17 protein-coding genes are annotated in these 15606 nt (G+C 67.5%); 8 read left to right on the forward strand and 9 right to left on the reverse strand.

The features are described 5' to 3' along the window. Positions 1-140: 140 nt before the first annotated feature. The 3 genes from ABZ406_RS27245 to ABZ406_RS27255 form a co-directional block, all read right to left on the reverse strand. Positions 141-686, reverse strand: coding sequence for a hypothetical protein (locus tag ABZ406_RS27245; protein ID WP_357767377.1), 546 nt, complete (start codon positions 684-686; stop codon positions 141-143). A 210-nt stretch (positions 687-896) separates the two neighbouring features. Continuing rightward, positions 897-1664: an abortive infection system antitoxin AbiGi family protein gene (locus ABZ406_RS27250; RefSeq protein WP_238647382.1), complete on the reverse strand. Its 768-nt coding sequence runs from the start codon at positions 1662-1664 to the stop codon at positions 897-899. 612 nt (positions 1665-2276) lie between these two features. Next, positions 2277-3005, reverse strand: coding sequence for a hypothetical protein (locus tag ABZ406_RS27255; protein WP_238647381.1), 729 nt, complete (start codon positions 3003-3005; stop codon positions 2277-2279). A gap of 495 nt (positions 3006-3500) precedes the next feature. Between ABZ406_RS27255 and ABZ406_RS27260 the strand changes: the two genes are divergently transcribed. The 5 genes from ABZ406_RS27260 to ABZ406_RS27280 all read left to right on the forward strand — a co-directional run bounded on the left by ABZ406_RS27260 (position 3501) and on the right by ABZ406_RS27280 (position 7015). Next, positions 3501-3917, forward strand: coding sequence for a hypothetical protein (locus ABZ406_RS27260; RefSeq protein ID WP_357767382.1), 417 nt, complete (start codon positions 3501-3503; stop codon positions 3915-3917). After that, positions 3914-4312 carry a hypothetical protein gene (locus ABZ406_RS27265; protein WP_357767385.1) on the forward strand — a complete coding sequence of 133 codons (399 nt, stop codon included), beginning with the start codon at positions 3914-3916 and terminating at the stop codon, positions 4310-4312. The genes ABZ406_RS27260 and ABZ406_RS27265 overlap by 4 nt, the downstream gene beginning before the upstream one ends. Beyond that, the gene (locus ABZ406_RS27270; protein WP_357767388.1) at positions 4296-5093 is read left to right on the forward strand and encodes a hypothetical protein; all 798 of its coding nucleotides are present in this window, start codon (positions 4296-4298) and stop codon (positions 5091-5093) included. Before ABZ406_RS27265 ends, ABZ406_RS27270 begins: the two co-directional genes overlap by 17 nt. Positions 5094-5370: 277 nt before the next feature. Beyond that, positions 5371-6510 carry a hypothetical protein gene (locus ABZ406_RS27275; protein ID WP_357767391.1) on the forward strand — a complete coding sequence of 380 codons (1140 nt, stop codon included), beginning with the start codon at positions 5371-5373 and terminating at the stop codon, positions 6508-6510. 64 nt (positions 6511-6574) lie between these two features. Next, entirely contained in the window at positions 6575-7015 is a 441-nt protein-coding gene (locus tag ABZ406_RS27280) for a DUF4913 domain-containing protein (protein ID WP_357767394.1), read from the forward strand. 152 nt (positions 7016-7167) lie between these two features. Here ABZ406_RS27280 and ABZ406_RS27285 read toward each other — a convergent pair whose 3' ends face one another. After that, positions 7168-7371 (reverse strand): hypothetical protein, encoded by a 204-nt coding sequence (locus tag ABZ406_RS27285; RefSeq protein ID WP_357767397.1) that lies wholly within the window; start codon positions 7369-7371, stop codon positions 7168-7170. Then, entirely contained in the window at positions 7368-9743 is a 2376-nt protein-coding gene (locus ABZ406_RS27290) for an N-6 DNA methylase (protein WP_357767399.1), read from the reverse strand. The genes ABZ406_RS27285 and ABZ406_RS27290 overlap by 4 nt, the downstream gene beginning before the upstream one ends. Before the next feature lie 285 nt (positions 9744-10028). Between ABZ406_RS27290 and ABZ406_RS27295 the strand changes: the two genes are divergently transcribed. From ABZ406_RS27295 to ABZ406_RS27305, 3 genes are read left to right on the forward strand one after another with little or no spacing between them, the layout of a single operon-like run. Next, complete coding sequence (locus ABZ406_RS27295) at positions 10029-10427, forward strand: hypothetical protein (protein ID WP_357767402.1); 399 nt, start codon at positions 10029-10031, stop codon at positions 10425-10427. Positions 10428-10430: 3 nt separating this feature from the next. Beyond that, positions 10431-10763 carry a hypothetical protein gene (locus ABZ406_RS27300; RefSeq protein WP_357767405.1) on the forward strand — a complete coding sequence of 111 codons (333 nt, stop codon included), beginning with the start codon at positions 10431-10433 and terminating at the stop codon, positions 10761-10763. Next, positions 10760-11041 carry a hypothetical protein gene (locus tag ABZ406_RS27305; protein WP_357767408.1) on the forward strand — a complete coding sequence of 94 codons (282 nt, stop codon included), beginning with the start codon at positions 10760-10762 and terminating at the stop codon, positions 11039-11041. Before ABZ406_RS27300 ends, ABZ406_RS27305 begins: the two co-directional genes overlap by 4 nt. Before the next feature lie 68 nt (positions 11042-11109). Here ABZ406_RS27305 and ABZ406_RS27310 read toward each other — a convergent pair whose 3' ends face one another. From ABZ406_RS27310 to haaT, 4 genes are read right to left on the reverse strand one after another with little or no spacing between them, the layout of a single operon-like run. After that, positions 11110-11595, reverse strand: coding sequence for an N-acetyltransferase (locus ABZ406_RS27310; protein WP_357767410.1), 486 nt, complete (start codon positions 11593-11595; stop codon positions 11110-11112). 12 nt (positions 11596-11607) lie between these two features. Continuing rightward, on the reverse strand, positions 11608-12702 hold the full coding sequence (locus tag ABZ406_RS27315; protein WP_357767413.1) for an FxsB family cyclophane-forming radical SAM/SPASM peptide maturase: 1095 nt from the start codon (positions 12700-12702) through the stop codon (positions 11608-11610). 19 nt (positions 12703-12721) lie between these two features. After that, a complete protein-coding gene (locus tag ABZ406_RS27320; RefSeq protein ID WP_357767417.1) occupies positions 12722-12862 on the reverse strand; it encodes a hypothetical protein in 141 nt (46 codons plus the stop codon). A 48-nt stretch (positions 12863-12910) separates the two neighbouring features. Continuing rightward, positions 12911-15586, reverse strand: coding sequence for a cyclophane-containing RiPP biosynthesis TPR protein HaaT (gene haaT, locus ABZ406_RS27325; protein ID WP_357767419.1), 2676 nt, complete (start codon positions 15584-15586; stop codon positions 12911-12913). Positions 15587-15606 lie beyond the last annotated feature (20 nt).

The following is a 15606-nucleotide window of genomic DNA, read 5'->3' on the forward strand; positions in this document are numbered from 1 at the left end:
ACCGCCACAGCCTCAACCGTTACCGGGTCCGCTACGCGGACCCGACCCGGTGTGTCACCCAACCCGGCCAACGTTTGTGGTCACGGCACTAGCCGGTCGATGAGACCGGGTGCCTCCGCTGTTCTGCTGGCGAGGCGGTGTTACTGGTGCTCGCGGACCTTCTCGACTGGCCAGCCGATTAACTGCGCGATGTCCTCGGCGGATGTGCTGTTCTGGCTGATCCACTCGTAGAGTGCCTTCCCAAGTGAGGGTGGTACCCCTGGGGTGTTTACCTCCGGCAGCGGCAGGTCGTCTGTGAGGCTGTCGACGTGAACCCACCGGCCGTCGGGGCAGAGCCGCTTGGTGGCGGCTGTGTAGCCCTCCCACCCGTCGTCGCCTTCGGCGATCACCTCGTCGGTGCGCCAGTCCAGAACTTTCCACTCATCGACGCCGACCTGCCCGCCGTCGACAATGCGATACCCCTTCTGCTCGAGCTCCTCCAGGCGCTCGTAGCGGGCGTCGTCGATGGTCAGTTGCGCCCGCAGCAGGCGCCTGACGTGCTCGACGGCGGCATCGCCGCTGCTGCGTACCCCGCCGTCGCCCAGCGGTGATTCAACCGCTGTGGCGGCGGCGCGGGTGTAGTTCTGTCCAGTCTTTGCCATCTCGGCGCGGATAGCTCGGGTGCGTGCACGGTTGCGCTTGCCCATGATCTGTCCTTCTGCGAAGGCCCACGCCCCTCGCGAGAAAGGGTCTGGTGTGGAATTCACGCTGCGTCGGCGACAGCTTGTCCTCGATCACCACCTGCGGCGTGGGCACCAGCGGCTTGGAGACGGGCGGGCGCGTGACCGCCGCCCGCAGTCTACGAGGTGCCGCGGGGGGACATGAAAGATGGGGCACCCGAACGTCGGCGCGCCTTGTCAGCCAGCGTCAGGGAACGGACCGATGTGTTCGTCGCTGATCTGCGCTATCGCCGCGATCATCCGCTCAAGGCCCCACCGGGGATCGAGGATCGGCCGCGCACCCCACCTCGCGCTGATTTCGGTGAGTTCCTCTCGAAGGTGCTCATGGTCATCGGCGGGTGCCAGGACCGCGACGGTCCTGCGGGGGGACAGGGGGAAGTCGCCGATGCGGCGCCACTCTCGCTCCCACCAAAACTCCTTGCGGCTGTACTTGGTCGGGCCCATCTGCTCGAAGAACGGGGTGATCTTGAAGATGGCCTCCTCGCTCAACTTGTCGCGGTCGACTGTCCGGCCGGTCGTGGCTCGGCGCACGGCGTCGTTGACCATGGCGTTCACCGCGGCGATCGGCCAGTCGCGGCCGGGCGTGATGTCGGAGTACCAAACGGGGTTGCAGCCGGCCTTGCGAGCAGTGGTCTTGGTGACGGCCAGGCCGTAAGGCTGGAAGCGCACGTCGCGCTTGTCGATGTTCTCCAGCATCATCCAAGTGTGCTCGAGCGGGGTCTCGGTGAAGCACACGACTTTCTGTGTCGCCGCCTTCCTGAGGCTCGGCTCGTGCACCGACGCCGGTCCGAACGGTGAGCGGGCTTCGATGTATCCGTCCCGGATCATTGTCAGTAGGTTTTCCCGGGCAGTGGGCCCGTTATGACCGGGAGTGTCACGGGTCAGGTGGATCAAGAAGGTCGACAAGTCGGTACGACGCTGCAGAAGGTCCTCGATGCTCGCCACAGGTCCACATTGCTATACCTCGCCGTAGCCGGGTGGGCTGCCCCACTGCCCGTCAGGTGTGGGCTGCTCAGCGCACGACAACGCCTGCCACCCGCTCTCGGCGGTGGCCACACCGCGAAGGCGTTTGGAATAAACGAGCCAGTGGGGGCGGTGAACGCCGCCGGGGCCGGCACGCGCTTGGTGACTAGAGGGCATTCGTGCTGCATCGTGGCGAGGAGGCCACGCACAGGCCCATGTTCCCCTCTGTGCCACCGTGGCCGGGTCCGTACGCGGTGCGGTTCGCCAACTTTTGGATAGGGGGCCATCAAGACCGCGCCCGGCGGGAAGCTGCGCGAGCTGCGTGCGCGCTGCTCGATGCCGGTGGTTACAGGGCCGTGCGAGAAGGCTGACATCTTCACCGTCGCCGGACCGGGGGCTGTCACTCGTGATCGGTCGGCTGACGTGGAGATGATCCTTCCCGTGTGGCACCGACGGCTGACCCCATTCCACCGGCGCCGTTTGCCCGCGGCCGTGCGGCCCGAGGGCGGGCTCGCCGGAACGGTCCGCGGCGTGCCGGGTGGGCCGGTCCGGGTGTGACGGCGGGCCTCGCCCCGATACCTGCCTGTTGAGTGATCAGAGGCTAACGCTGGTGATTGCGTGGTAGGTGGCCCAGTGGCCCTCGCTGTCGGCGGGGGTCCGGCCACACTGGCACGGCTCGTTGGTAGCCCGGTACAGCAGCTCGAGTCGGCCGAATCGGTCGCGGGCCTGGTGGAAAGCCTCCTGAAGTTCCACCTGGTAGATCTCGGCCCGTTTCATGGCGTCGCGGATCACCGGCCAAGGATCGGTCGGCTCGCCAGGGTCTTCCAGCGGCAGTTCGGCGATATAGATGTCCAGCGTCGCCCCCGCCGAGAGTCCCGTGTGCGCGAGTGATGTCGCCCCTTTCCCGTCGATGAGGTGCGCCCCGGTCACCCAGAAGTCGTAACGGCCGTTGTTCGTGACCTCCGCGAAGATCCCTCCACCATGGCGATCCTGTCGCCAGACGAACTGCACGTCGACGTGGGGGCCCAACTCGTCGTGATGGCGCGTCGACTCGATGGTGGAGATCCTTTGCGCCTCGCGCGCGGAGATGTCGGCCGCCTTCGCGGCCTGGTCGGCGGCATCGACGGCCTGTTGTGATGTGGTGAGGGCGGCCGCCGCGATGTCCGCCGAGCGTTCCGACGCCAATGCGGAACGGCGGCTCAGGCGCCAGGACAGCAGCCCGAAGACTAAACCCCCAAGCACGCCGACGGAGCCCCCGACAACGCCGAGGACTTCGGTCCAGGAAGAACCCTCCGCCGCGGCGGAGATCACAAGGTCAGTCACAGCGCGTGAGCGTATCGCGGGGGTACGACAACAACGCGGACGACCGAACCGCACCTAGCACTCAGGGCACCAAGGGCCGGGTACGGCGAGTCCTCGAGCGCCGACCGACCCCGACGCCGTCGTCGCCGGCCGCGCCCAGCCCTGGAGTTCAGGCCCGGTCGAAGGCCACGTCAACCGCATCAAAACGATCAAGCGAGAGGTATGGCCGCGCGAACCTCGACCTCCTCCGCAGACGCGTCCTGGCCAACCCGTAAGCCGCCATCAAGATCAATCACAGAATATGTGCCAGAGCCAAGGTTGAGCCGGCGTTGACACGCGGAGCAAGGTTGAGCCGGCGTTGACACGCAAGATATGGCCATTGCTTATCGATCTGCGACCGGGCGCGGTCGCAGATCGGCAATTGGGGTGGGCCGTGCCCCGCGCGTCGCCCTGGCTGGCGCCGGTAGCCGCTGGCGCTGACGTCGCCGGCAACGCTCGGGGCGCACAGTGGCGACGATGGACAGCGATCAGCCCGCCCCACCTCGAAAGGTGCGGCACCGCGCGCACAAGCGACCGGCTCGCCCGCACGCCGTGTTGCTCAGGCTGTCCGACGACGAGAAGGCTGCGATCGACGCGGCGGCGGCTGCTGCCCAGCTGACCCCAACCGGCTACGCCGCCAGGGCTGCGGTCGCCGCCGCGTCCGCTCTTCAGGCGCCCGGTGGTGTGACCGGTGACCTGCGCGATATGCAGCACGAGTTGTTCGCCGCTCGCCGCGCCGTGGCGATGTTCGGCAACAACGTTAACCAGGCGGCTGCGGCGTTCAACGCCACCGGTCGGCTGCCCGATTGGACCGCTGACGCCGTCCGGCTGTGTGCAGCCGCGATCGCCCGGCTCGACGAGGTAATCTCCCTGATCGACCGGCGGCTGCGGTGATCACGCGAGTGCACCGGCGCGGCTCGCGGGTCGGAGGGCTGCTGCGCTACCTGTGGGGCCTGGGGAAGGCGGAGGAACACGTCAACCCACGCTTAGTGGCTGCCTGGGACGGCGCGGGTCCCTTGAGCGACCTGGAACCAAAGGTCACCGCCAGCGGCAAGCGGGACCTCCGTGCGTTGACGGCATTGCTGGAGCAACCGGTCCGTGCGGGCGACCGGCCGCCCAACAAGTTCGTCTGGCATGCCAGCATGCGGCTCGCGCCCGAGGACCGGCACCGCACCATCAGCGACTCGACCTGGGCGAGCATGGCGGTGCAGATGCTCAGTGAGGTCGGCGTCGCCACCACGGCCACTGATCCGGGCCCTGCGGTGGATCGCCATGCGGCATGCCGATGAGCACGTGCACATCGTCGCCACGCTGGTGCGCGAGGACGGGCGGACCAACTGGATGCGCAACGACTACCCGCGCTGCGTCAAGGCGACCTACAACGTCGCTCGCCGCTACAACCTGCAACGCTGGGTGCCGCCGGCTGACCGGACCGCCCACCGCCGCCCCCATCCGGTCGAGGTCAGCAAGGCCCGTCGCGTAGGCCGCGCTCAGACGCCCAGGGATGAGCTGCGCCGGCGCGTACGCACGGCCGTGGCCGCGGCCGGCTCGGAGGAGGAGTTCTTCGCCCGGCTACGCGAGGCAGGAGTGCTGGTCCGGCTCCGGCCTAGCAGCACCGATGCACGGCAGATCACTGGCTACGCGGTGGCTCTTCCCGGCGCACGCACCGCCGGTGGGCAGCCGGTGTACTTCGGCGGGGGCCGGTTGGCACCCGACATGTCGCTGCCCAAGTTGCGGCTGCGGTGGGGCGCCCCGACACTACCGCCGACGGCTGCACCGACGGTGAGCCGGAGCCGGCGCGTCGAGGTCATGCGCCAGGCCGCCAGGGTTGCAGCCGCAGCCGCCGCCAACATCCGCCGTGCCGCCCGCACCGAACCGGCGCGGGCGCAGGCCACTGCGGTCGCCGCAGCCGACCTGCTCACCAGCCTGGCCTACGCGATGGAGGGTCACCGGCGTGGGCCATTGCACCGGGCCGCCGAGGTTTTCGACCGCGCAGCCCGCGAATCTACGGACGGATCCGTCGGTCCACCAGCCGTTCCCAGGAGATGCGCGCAATGTCGCGACTGGTAGCGCTCACGGGTCGCAACTCCGGCGACGACGCCGCGGTCGCCGCGCTCGCGCTGGTGCTGGACCTGGCTCGGCTCGCCGACACCCTCGAGCAGCTTCGGCGTGCCCAGCAGCGCCTGCACCAAGCCGAGACGGCTCGTGCCGCAGCCGACGCGCTGCGAGTGGTAGCGGGTGGCCGGCAACCGGCGGTAACGCTACCGCTAACTCCCACGCCAACACCCGACAGTGGGAGGCGGCCAGCGTGCTGGGCGCGGCCGCTGAGCAGGCAAAGGAGGTGCACGTGGCGCACCCGCAGCAACACGAGGACCCGATGGCCGAGACCCGCCAGCAGTTCCTGCAAGGGCTGGCGACGATGGCGACCGTCGGCGAGGCCGGTGCCCGCTGGGCCGCCGTCGGTATCCAAAACAAGGCCGCCGAACGGGAACGCCAGGCCCAAGGTGACCAGGCAGCCTCGGCGGCTCGGCGGGAAGCCGACCGGCTGGCAGCCAAGGTAAGCGGCGACCGCAAACGGATGGCAGCGTCGCTGGACGGTGACTGGCTCGTCGACAAGGCTACCTTCGCCGAGGCCGCCGCCACCTGGCGAACCGCGACGGTCCACGCCAGCAGCGACCCACTAGCCCGGCGGGCAGCAGAGTTCGCCGAGCAACGACTACGTCAGTTCCGCCCGGATCTGATGGCCGCCTACGAACGCCATCGGCAGGCCGGAACGCCGATCCCTGAGGCCATGCGTGCCGCCGCTCGGGAGGTGTGGAAGCGCGATGCCCGGGCCGGCCACCGCCACCACGGCGCTCGCGCTCACGGCGGCACACCCGACCGGGCGGGGATTAGCCAGGACGGCCCAGCCGCGCTGCCACCGGGTGGCCGTGCGCTGGTCGACGACTTCGACGCCGCTGTCCGCCAGGAGGTTATAAAACTCGCCGAGCACGTACGGCCCGAAGCTCTCGACGAGTTACAGCGCCAGTGGCGCGCCACCGGCAAACTCCCCGCGGGCGAACCCGTGCAGCTCCTTCGTGACCTCGCGGCAGAGATGAACCAGGCGATCCGGGCCGGCGAGGCTAACGGACGCCCGGTCGAAGGGATCCGTCTCGCGCAGAGTCATGTGGAGGAGGCCTTGGACCGTGATCTGCAAGGTAGGAGCGCTGCTGAGCGAGGTGAGGGAGTCCGAGAGGGCGGGGCGTTGGACGATCCTCGTACCGTGGCCGACGAGTACGCAGTCGCGCAGCCGGCGAGCGTGGTGCACGACGACGGTGCTGACTACACCGACGCCACCGCGGCCGCCGTCCACCACGCTGACCAGCTTGCGACGCCCGCGTGGGTGCAGGCCTTCCCGAAGCTTCGCGTAGCCCAGGTCGACGCGGCGCTTGCCGCCAAGCAACCTGCGGCAGCGACCGCAGTGCCGATGCGCGGACGATCGCGATGACCGTCCCCACGTCCCAGCAGGTCCGCAACGACGTGCCATACGACTCGATGAGCTCGCTGCGGAGGTGGCGAGACTGACGGCGCAGGTCGTCGACCTCCAGCAGGCCCAGGCCGAACGCGTCCACGCTGGTGATGGGGATGATCAGCCGCCGCTGTACTCGACGGTCGAGGAGTGGGTGACCACGTATCTGCTGCCGACCTTCCCACGCCCGGTCGGTGAAGTCGGCATGACTCGGTGGCACTGGTACGAACAATGGTGGCGCCACGACGAAGCGGTCACCCGGCTGACAGCCCTGTGGTACGGCTGGGAACAGGCCCGGCTGCAGATGACCGGCATGCTGCCCTGGCTGAGAGAGCTCGACCACCAGCTGCCCATCCTGTACGGCGATGACGGGCCATTCCGCGATTGTGCTGCCGGCAATGACGTCAGCGAAAAGCGACACCGCTCATTGCCAGAGACGCCGACCGAGCCCGCGCCAGAAGACTGGTGGAGCTGGTGGGCCTGACAAGGCGAAGGCCCGAGGTACAAGCTGGCGGCCGGACCGCTGCTACCCGGCTGTCCGGCCGCTATACCCATTCCCGCCTGCCATGACGAATCCGACGCCGCTAAGTGACACCGCCGTCATGGGTGTCGGAACCAGACGATTCTGCGGACGAACTACATCAGATTCAGTACGACGAGGATGGGCAGTGCGACCCCCATCGACGCGGCGAACGCCGTCCCGCCGTAGAGCACGGCTTCGGCCAATCGCGCGTCGACGCTCGACTTGAGGATGCCGGCGATGAGTGCGACCACCAGGGAGAAGAGCCCGGCCACGAGCAGCCAGAGAATCGATACGGTATGGACGGTCGGGCTACTCACGCGGATTGTCCTTTCTGCGTGTGATCAGCGGTGGGAACCGCCGATGGCGGGGAGATTTCTGCAGCGATGTCCACAAGCTGCTCCGACAGCAGGGTGCGGGCCCGCGCGGCAGCCGTAACGACGCGTTGGGCGGCGAGAATCTGTTCGTCGAGCGCGCCCAAGGCCGCGCCGACGTGCTCCTGTCGCGGTAAGGGCGGCAGTACGACCTCGAGCAACCCGAAGTCCTCGACACTGATCGAGGCGATGGCGGTGGCCGCTGATCGGCCTCTTATCCACTCCTGTACGCGCGGCAGGCTGAGGTAACTCAGCAGGTAGCCGAGGTCGACGTCGCCGGGTTGCCTCCGCCGTAGTCGAAGCAGGTTGGTACTGAACAGCCAGCCGTTCTGCTCGTGGCTCACCAACGCGGACGGCCCAGTGGATCCGGATCGTACGGAGACGATGTCACCTGCTTGCACCTGGAAGTCCTTTTTGAGTCGGTCCGCAGCCTGCGGCGGGATCCTCTCCTCCCCGGTGGCGTCGATGCGGCCGTGGCGGAGATGCTTCGGTAGCACCACGGATGTCCCCGACTGCACCTTCGGGGTGCCCAATCGGGAGTGGGAGGGCCCGGCGTGTATATCGCAGATGTCCCGAAGGTGGACGCGACGCCATCCGTCCGGAAGGCGGTCCTCGTCCAGGTCGGTCTCTGAGAGCAGGTCGAGCAGGGGACGCGTGTCGGCCTCGGCGGCGCTCGCCTGAGCCTGCTGGCGGGACAGGTCTCGGAGTGCGTCCTGCGTCTGCGCCATGGTGGCGCCGGGCGAATTGGTCCGCGCGCCGGCCATCCGATGTTCCAGCGGGTTCAGCGAGTAAGTCGGCCCGTGGAGCCTGTTGGTGTCGACGGCGAGGCTGATCTGCTCGGTGCCCAGATGATGACGGCCTTGCTCCCGATCGTCAAGGAACGATCGATAGGCGGCGACGACGGTGTCCTGGTCGATGGACGAGAGGGTGCGCTGCCCCTTGCTGGCTGCCCCCAATTTCTGGGCATTGATGAACAGCACCTGATCGCGGGGCTCGGTGGGCGCCGTCAGCAGCCACACTGAGACGGGGATCGCGGTGGTGGGGAATAGCTGCCGCGGCAGGGCGATGATGCACTCCACTACGCCCTTGTCGATCAGGACCTTCCGGATGGCGCGTTCCCGGGCATTGGTCGACGTCCCTGCGGTGTTGGGCATCACCACTACTGCCCGCCCGCCGGAGTCAAGCGATGCGAGGATGTGCTGTATCCATGCGAAGTTGTCGTTACCCTCCGGCGGCGGGCCGAAGGGCCAGTCCTCCGCACGACGCTGCTTGCTTAACAGTCCGGTGTTGAAGGGCGGGTTGGTGAGAATCAGATCCACTTTCTGCCGGGGCCAGGCCACGGTCGCCCAGGATCCGGGGGTGCCGTGTTGAAGGCGGCCTCGCAGGCCGCGCACGGCTAGGTTCATGCCGGCCAGCCGCAACGAGTCCTGGTCCGCGCTCTGCCCGTAGACCTCCACCTGAGCGTCGGCCTGGTATCGGTCGGCGAATGCGGTGAGCAGCTCACCGCCGCGGGCGTACGGGTCGAGGACGCGTCCCCCGGAGGTCCTGCCAGCCAGTAGCAGATCAGCCATTAGCCGGGCGACACAGTTGGGGGTAAAGGAGGTTTCAGGACCGAGCCGGGCCTGTGCCGCGTACCGGTCCATCAGCGTCCGGAAGGCGGCGGGCCCGAGCTGGCCGCTGGCCCGGATTACGGGACGAAGGTCGTCGGGTGAGCTTGGCTGCAGGCCGCCGAGCCCGAGCCGCACGCCAGGTAGCAGGCCACGTTCACGGAGCTGCCGATCAGCCATCACTCCGAGCTGCACGAGCAGCGTCCGGCCTTCGTTCGGTCCTCCTGACTGCCGCGACAGGTGGCGCAGGTGCTCCCATTCCTCGGGCGCACTGGCGCAAAGGAACGCCAGCGAAGTCAGCAGATGCAAGTACCCGGCCGAGGAGGCTGTGCCGGGAATGCGTCCCTCCAACGTGCTGAGAAGCCCCTCGACCAGTAGCCGCTCTTGCTCGTCCCGATTCAGAGTCTGCGTGACGGGCGGGTTCTCCCGGGTGGATTGGCCTTTCGCGGTACGGGTCCGGCGGACACGGTCGGCGTAGGTGATGCCGGCTCTCTCGCCCTCTCGCAGGGATCGGTCCGGAATCGTGCGCCTCTCCCACCAGCTCATGACCTCCGCGAGTCGGAAATACTCCGCATCGCCTGACCGGACGGGCTTCGGGAAGTCACCGTGTCTCCGCGCCCAGTTGGGGACGTTCTCCCGGCTGACCCCCGCCAGATCGGCGATCTCGGATCGGGTCACAAGCCGGTCATGGGAACCAGCCTCGTCAATCATCGACACCCCCGGTAGGACGTTGGTTACGACGCTCATCATGGCTACATGTCGATCGCCTGTCCAGCGCGCACACTAGTGCGCAGTACGTCACGAAGGCCCTGCGGTAGGTAGAGCCAACTGCATCGTCAGCGCCGAGAGGCTGATCTGAGCTGCCTTTTCAGGTCTAATAGGGAAGATTCAAACCCGCCTCGAGCTAGTCGTGAAGGATCCTAGGTGTTAACCCCCTGAACGTGACCGTGATCGAGGCGCGGGCGGGCCAGATGCGCGCGTGGAGTGGACAGGGTGATGAATCAGGAAGTCGCCGGCTCCCGAACAGCGGCTTCGTGCGGCAGCTTGGGGCTTCGTTCAACCACGGTGCTTGTCGGCGAAGCTGCCAAGCACCTCTTCGACGTGGTCAGTGGCCTGATCACCAAGCTCATCGACGTCCTGATCGTCATCAACCTGGCCTCGGCGGTCGGCACGGCGACGAGCGAGACGGGAATCGGGCCAGTCGTCGGCTACGGCGTGGCGGCCTACTACGCCTGGCAGGCGTACGACCTCTACAACGAGATTTCGACCTTCTACGGCAATGCCGAGGCCACCTTCAAGGGCATCGCCGGCACCATCAGCATGATTCAGGCCGGCGCTGCCATCGCCGCTCTTCCCAACCTCGAGACCTATCAGCACCCCGGACAGCAGGGATAGGCCATGACCGACGAGATCCACCGCCAGCCGCTGGCCCGCGCGATCCTGACGACACTCGCCAAAAGCCGCGCCGGCAACGACCCACTGGGTTCCCTGGCCCGTACCGTCCTCAGCGGCGAGGCTGACCTCCGCACGGCGGCGACGTTCTCCTGGCATGGCCAGGCGCTGGACGATGCCTTCACGGCATCGCTCAACGAGCGCGACGCCCTCACGCGCGACGAGCGCATCGAATGGGAACGGCAGGCGCAGCAGCTTCGTGAGGCGGGCGCAGAGTTGACCGTTGAGGTAGAGACTCTGGACGGTCCCACTACCGATGGCCGAAAGGAGCAGCGGTGAGCGCCAGCATGCGATGGAGACTTGCCGTCCCTTTGATCGGCCTGAGCCTGCTGTTCGTGGTCCCAACCATCTATGGCACCTGGGTGTTCTGGTCCGATTTCGGGAACACCTACCGGTCGCTCAGCGTCGTCATCTGCCTGGCCCTGCTGGCACAGCTGGCGCTGGCGGTGTCGATCGGCGTACGACCGAGCCGGGACGTGCCCTGGCTACGGATCGGACTGATCGCGGTCATGTTTTTGGCGGCCTGTGGTGTTGCGGCAGTGCGAAGGTCGGTCTGACAGCGACCGCACCGAAGCGGTCGCTGCTGATGCCGATCAAACTCCTTGCCGGAGCCTGGCCTGTCGACTCAGCCGAGCGGCTCCGGGATGTCGGACCCGACGCGGTAGTTCACCTTCCCCTCAAACTCCTCGAATCCGAGTCGTCGGTAGAAGGCGCGTGCACCGTCGTTGTCCCGGTCGGTCATCCACTCCACTCGACTGCACCCCGGCGCGGCGGCCGCAATTGCCCGCATCTCCTGCATGAGCCGCGTTCCGGTGCCCAGCCGCCGTCCGTCCGGCCGCACGTACAGCTCCTTGATGAACAGTGAGTGCGTCGATCCGGCAGCCGGCCATAAGAAGGAGTACGCCGCCAACCCCAACACCTCGTCGCCGCTAATCGCGAGCACGCAGTACGCCAGGGGTGGCGTCCCGAACAGCGAGGCTTCGACCTGTGTCAGTCGTTCGTCGAACGGTTGGATCGACGTGGCGCCGTAGTACCGCTCGATCTCCTCGATCATCGCGGCGACGGTCTTGGCGTCGCTGGGCTCGGCGTGGCGGACGACGAGGTGTTGCACTGTGCTTCTCCTTTAGGCCGGAAGCGTGGCTTGGACGTGCCGGATGAGGTGGGCGAGGTCCTGACAATAGACGGACGGGTTGCGGTACCCGCGCTCAGCGCTCAGCCGATGCGGCAGATACCCACCGCCGCAGACGGACACCAGGGGGCAGCGCTGGCACTCTTCTGCCAGGGCCGCCACGCCGACCTGCCGTCGCTGGATCGCCGGGTGGTTCGCCACCTCGTCGAAGGTGTGGTCGAAGACGTTGAGGCCGAGGCTTGCGGCGCCCGGGGCGGCGGCTTTGAGTGTGTCGATATTCTCGATTGAGCCGTCGGACTCGACCACGACGATGTCGGCCGGTGCGAGTCCGAGCGATTCGACGGAGCCTTTCGCACCGAGGCTGAGGGCGACGATGTCTTCGAGTATGCGCACCGAGTGCGTGTAGGAGTCGGCGCTGGTCCATGCGTCGTAGACGCGGCTCAGCCAGCGGCCGTACTCCGGCTCAGCGGGATTGGTGCGTCCCGGTGGGGCGTCGTGCGTGGCGTGCGGCAGGTTGAAGTCAATGACCGCCGGCCCGAGTGACGCGAGATAGTCGTGAACGTCAGCTGGGTCGTTGTGGAGGTCGACCACGGCCAGGACACCGGCAAACAGGTGGGGCCGATTGCGGAGCAGTTCGATACCGCGGACCGCCGCATCCGACGTCGACCGACCGCGGTGGCTGACCCGGTGGCGGTCATTCGCCGTGGGCCGGCCGTCGATGCTCACGCCGACCCGGACGTCGAACCGATCGAAGAGGTCCAGCCAGTCGTCGTTGAGCAGCATGCCGTTGGTCTGCAACTCGAAGCGGACGGACGGCACTCGGTCGTGAAGTATCTGCAGGATGGCGCCGAGGTTGCGCGGCCCGGCGAGCAAGGGCTCGCCACCATGCAGCACGACGTCTACGTGGTCGAGGTCGTGGGCGGTGGCGTGCTCGGCGATTCGCTGCGCGACGGCGTGGGCCACCTCGACGCTCATCCGTACGGGCAGGCCCCGCCAGGACTGGTCTGGCCCGTTGAACACATAGCAGTAGTCGCAGTTGATGTTGCAGCGGTTGACCACCTTGAGGATGAAGGTCCGCAGTGGTGGCATGCCTCGGCTCCGCGCGCGCTCAGGATTGCGCAGGAAGCGACGCCGCGTGTGCGGCTCGAACGGACTCCGGCTTCGCCTGCTCGGCCGCGATCCGGGCGTGGACCCTCTGGACCACCGTCGCCAGCACAGGCTGCACGTTCGACGTCGTCGACTGCTGCATGGTCGCCTCCTTCATGTCTGACGGTGACGATACCGGGACGCAGTGAAGTTACGTAGGTTGATTTCCGAGCCGTTCGTGGAGCATCTGGGCGGCGCTGCGGAGGTCGGCCGCTCGCTCAGGTCGCCCCAGAGCAAGTTCGCAGCGCGCGAGGCCGTCCAGCGCATGCGCCTCCTGCAGCGGCACGCCCAGGTCGCGGGCGAGGGACAGCGCGACCTCGTATCGGTCATTCGCCCGGTCGAGTTCCCCGGCGTCGAGGTGCAACGCGCCAACGTGGTTGTGCACTTCGAGTTGACCAGTACGGTCTCCGAGCTCGGCGTACCACCCGGCAGCGCTGTCCAGCGCACTCCTGGCACCGACGAGGTTGCCTTCGAGACGACGCAGGACGCCCATCTCGGCCGTGGCGGCGGCCAACCCACCCCGACTCTTCAATTCGGCGTAGATGGTCACGGCCCGCTCCTGGGCCTCGATCGCCGCTGCCTGATCCCCTCGGAGTCGGTGCAACACCCCGAGGTGCCGGATGGCGTTGGCCTCGCCGAATCGGTCACCGAGTTCGGCGTACTTGGCCAGTGCCTGTTCGTGCGATTCGGTCGCACCGTCGAGGTCTCCCTTCAGGCGACGAGCGACGCCCAGCTCGTTGAGCGCGTACGCCTGATGCACCGGGTCGCCGATCCTGGTGTAGATCGCCAGCGCCTCGCGGGCGTGGTGCTCGGCCTCGGCGTAGTCGCCTGTCAGGGAGTGGACCAGTCCGAGGTCGCGGAGCGCGTTGGCTTCGCCAAAACGATCACCGAGCAGTCGGTAGATCTCCAGCGCTTCCGTCGAAGCTTCGGCGGAAGGCCTCAGGTCACCGGTCATGCGCCGCACCATCCCCAGGTCCGCAAGTGCGTTTGCCTGACCGAGCAGGTCACCGGTCTCCCGGCAGATACTTAACGCTTCCGTCTGGGCTCTGGCCGCCTCGTCGTACGTTGCGGTCAGGTAGTGCACAATGCCGAGCTGGTTGAGCACCGACGCCTGCCCATGCAGATCGCTGAGAGCCCGGTAGATCGCGAGCGACTCGTCCAGGGTCTCCACCGCTGCCCGGTAGCGGGCCATGAGGCGGGACACCATGCCGAGGTTCGCCAATGCGTCGGCCTCTGCCTTCCGGTCACCCGTTCGGCGTGCCGCCACGACCGCGGTGCGGTGTAGCTCGGCGGCCTGGTCCCACGGACCCGCCTGGCGCAGGTACGGCGCCATCGCGGCGGCGAGTCCCACGACCAGGGCGTGCTGCTCGCGGCGCACGCACTCCTCGACGCAGGCGAGAACGTTCGCGCGCTCAGCGTCAAGCCACGCCGAGGCCGTGGCCGGCGAATCGAATCGGGCTGTGGTGGTCGTGGATCCACGGCTGATGTGGGTATTCGCCGCGTTGATGGTCTCCAGGTAATGTCCCGCAAGGTTCTTGATCGACATCGTCCCGTCCTGCCCGTCTTCCCCGAGGCTGCGTCCATAGTCCCTGACCAGGTCATGGAACCGGTACCGTCCGTGCTCGGTTTCATCCAGCAGGTGATCCCCATAGAGCGCCTCAAGCTCGGACCGCGCCACCTCCCGGGAGACCGAAGCCAGCGCCGCTGCGGCCTCTTCATCGACGTCGAGCCCGGGGAACCGGCTGAGTCGACGGAAGAACCGCTGACGTTCACCCGGCAGATCCTGGTACGACAGGTCGAACGCGGCTGCGACGGCGCGCTCGCCCGCCTGCATCTCCACCAGGCGGTACTGCGTCGACAACAAGCGATCCTTGAGATCCTCGACGCTCCAGGACGGGTGGTGCCGCAGCCTCGCCGCAAGCAGGGCAACCGCCAACGGCAGGTAACCGCAGACAGCGACGAGCTCACCAACCGATTCCTTGCGGAGCCGACTACGACCGGCCAGACGCATGAACAACGCGGCGGCGTCCGTCGTCGACAGCGCGCTCATCTGCAGACTCGTTGCGTCCGGTGCGGCTAGCCGACGACGGCTGGTGACCAACACGAGGCTGCCGGCCGCGCCCGGCAGCAGCTGCTCCACCTGCGCGTACGTGGCGGCGTTGTCGAGGATGAGCAGCATCCGCCGATCAGCCACCCGAGTGCGCCACAGTGCGGCGCGGGCCTCGGTCATCGCCCACTGATCGTCGCTGTTCGGGATCTTCTGCGGGGCGACGCCGTCGGCGAGCAGCAGCGACGCGAGTGCCTCGGCCGGTCCGACCGGCTCGCGTCCAGGTGTGTGCCCGTTGAGGTTCAGGAACAGCTGACCGTCCGGGAACTTCGACGCCAGCAGATGGCCGACGTGGATAGCGAAGGCGGTCTTGCCGACGCCAGGCATGCCGTCGATGGTCCGGACAGGCATGATCGACTGATCCATCGACGCCTCGTCCAGGATCTGCTGGATTTCGTCCTTCCGGTTCGTGAAGCCGGCCACGTCGCGCGGCAGAGTTCGCAAGACCCCGGCCGACCCCACCGACGACACGGGCTCATCGGCAGCCATCCGTATGCCGACCTGGTCCGGCTCAGTCAGGCCCGGCAGCAATGCGGCGAGGACCACGGCAACGACCGCAAGCAACAGGAACGACTGCCACGGGTACCGCTGCACCAGAGACAACCAGCCGGGCCACCGCTGCTGATTCGAGGCGGCGTTAGTCACCAGGCCGATCATCAGCGTCACTGCGGCAACGCCGGCAGCAACCAGTCCCGCAACGGTTACTCGGCGCAGCTTCACGATCAGCACCGTAGGGCATA

The sequence above is a fragment of the Micromonospora sp. NPDC005710 genome (assembly GCF_040630995.1).
GTDB lineage: Bacteria > Actinomycetota > Actinomycetes > Mycobacteriales > Micromonosporaceae > Micromonospora.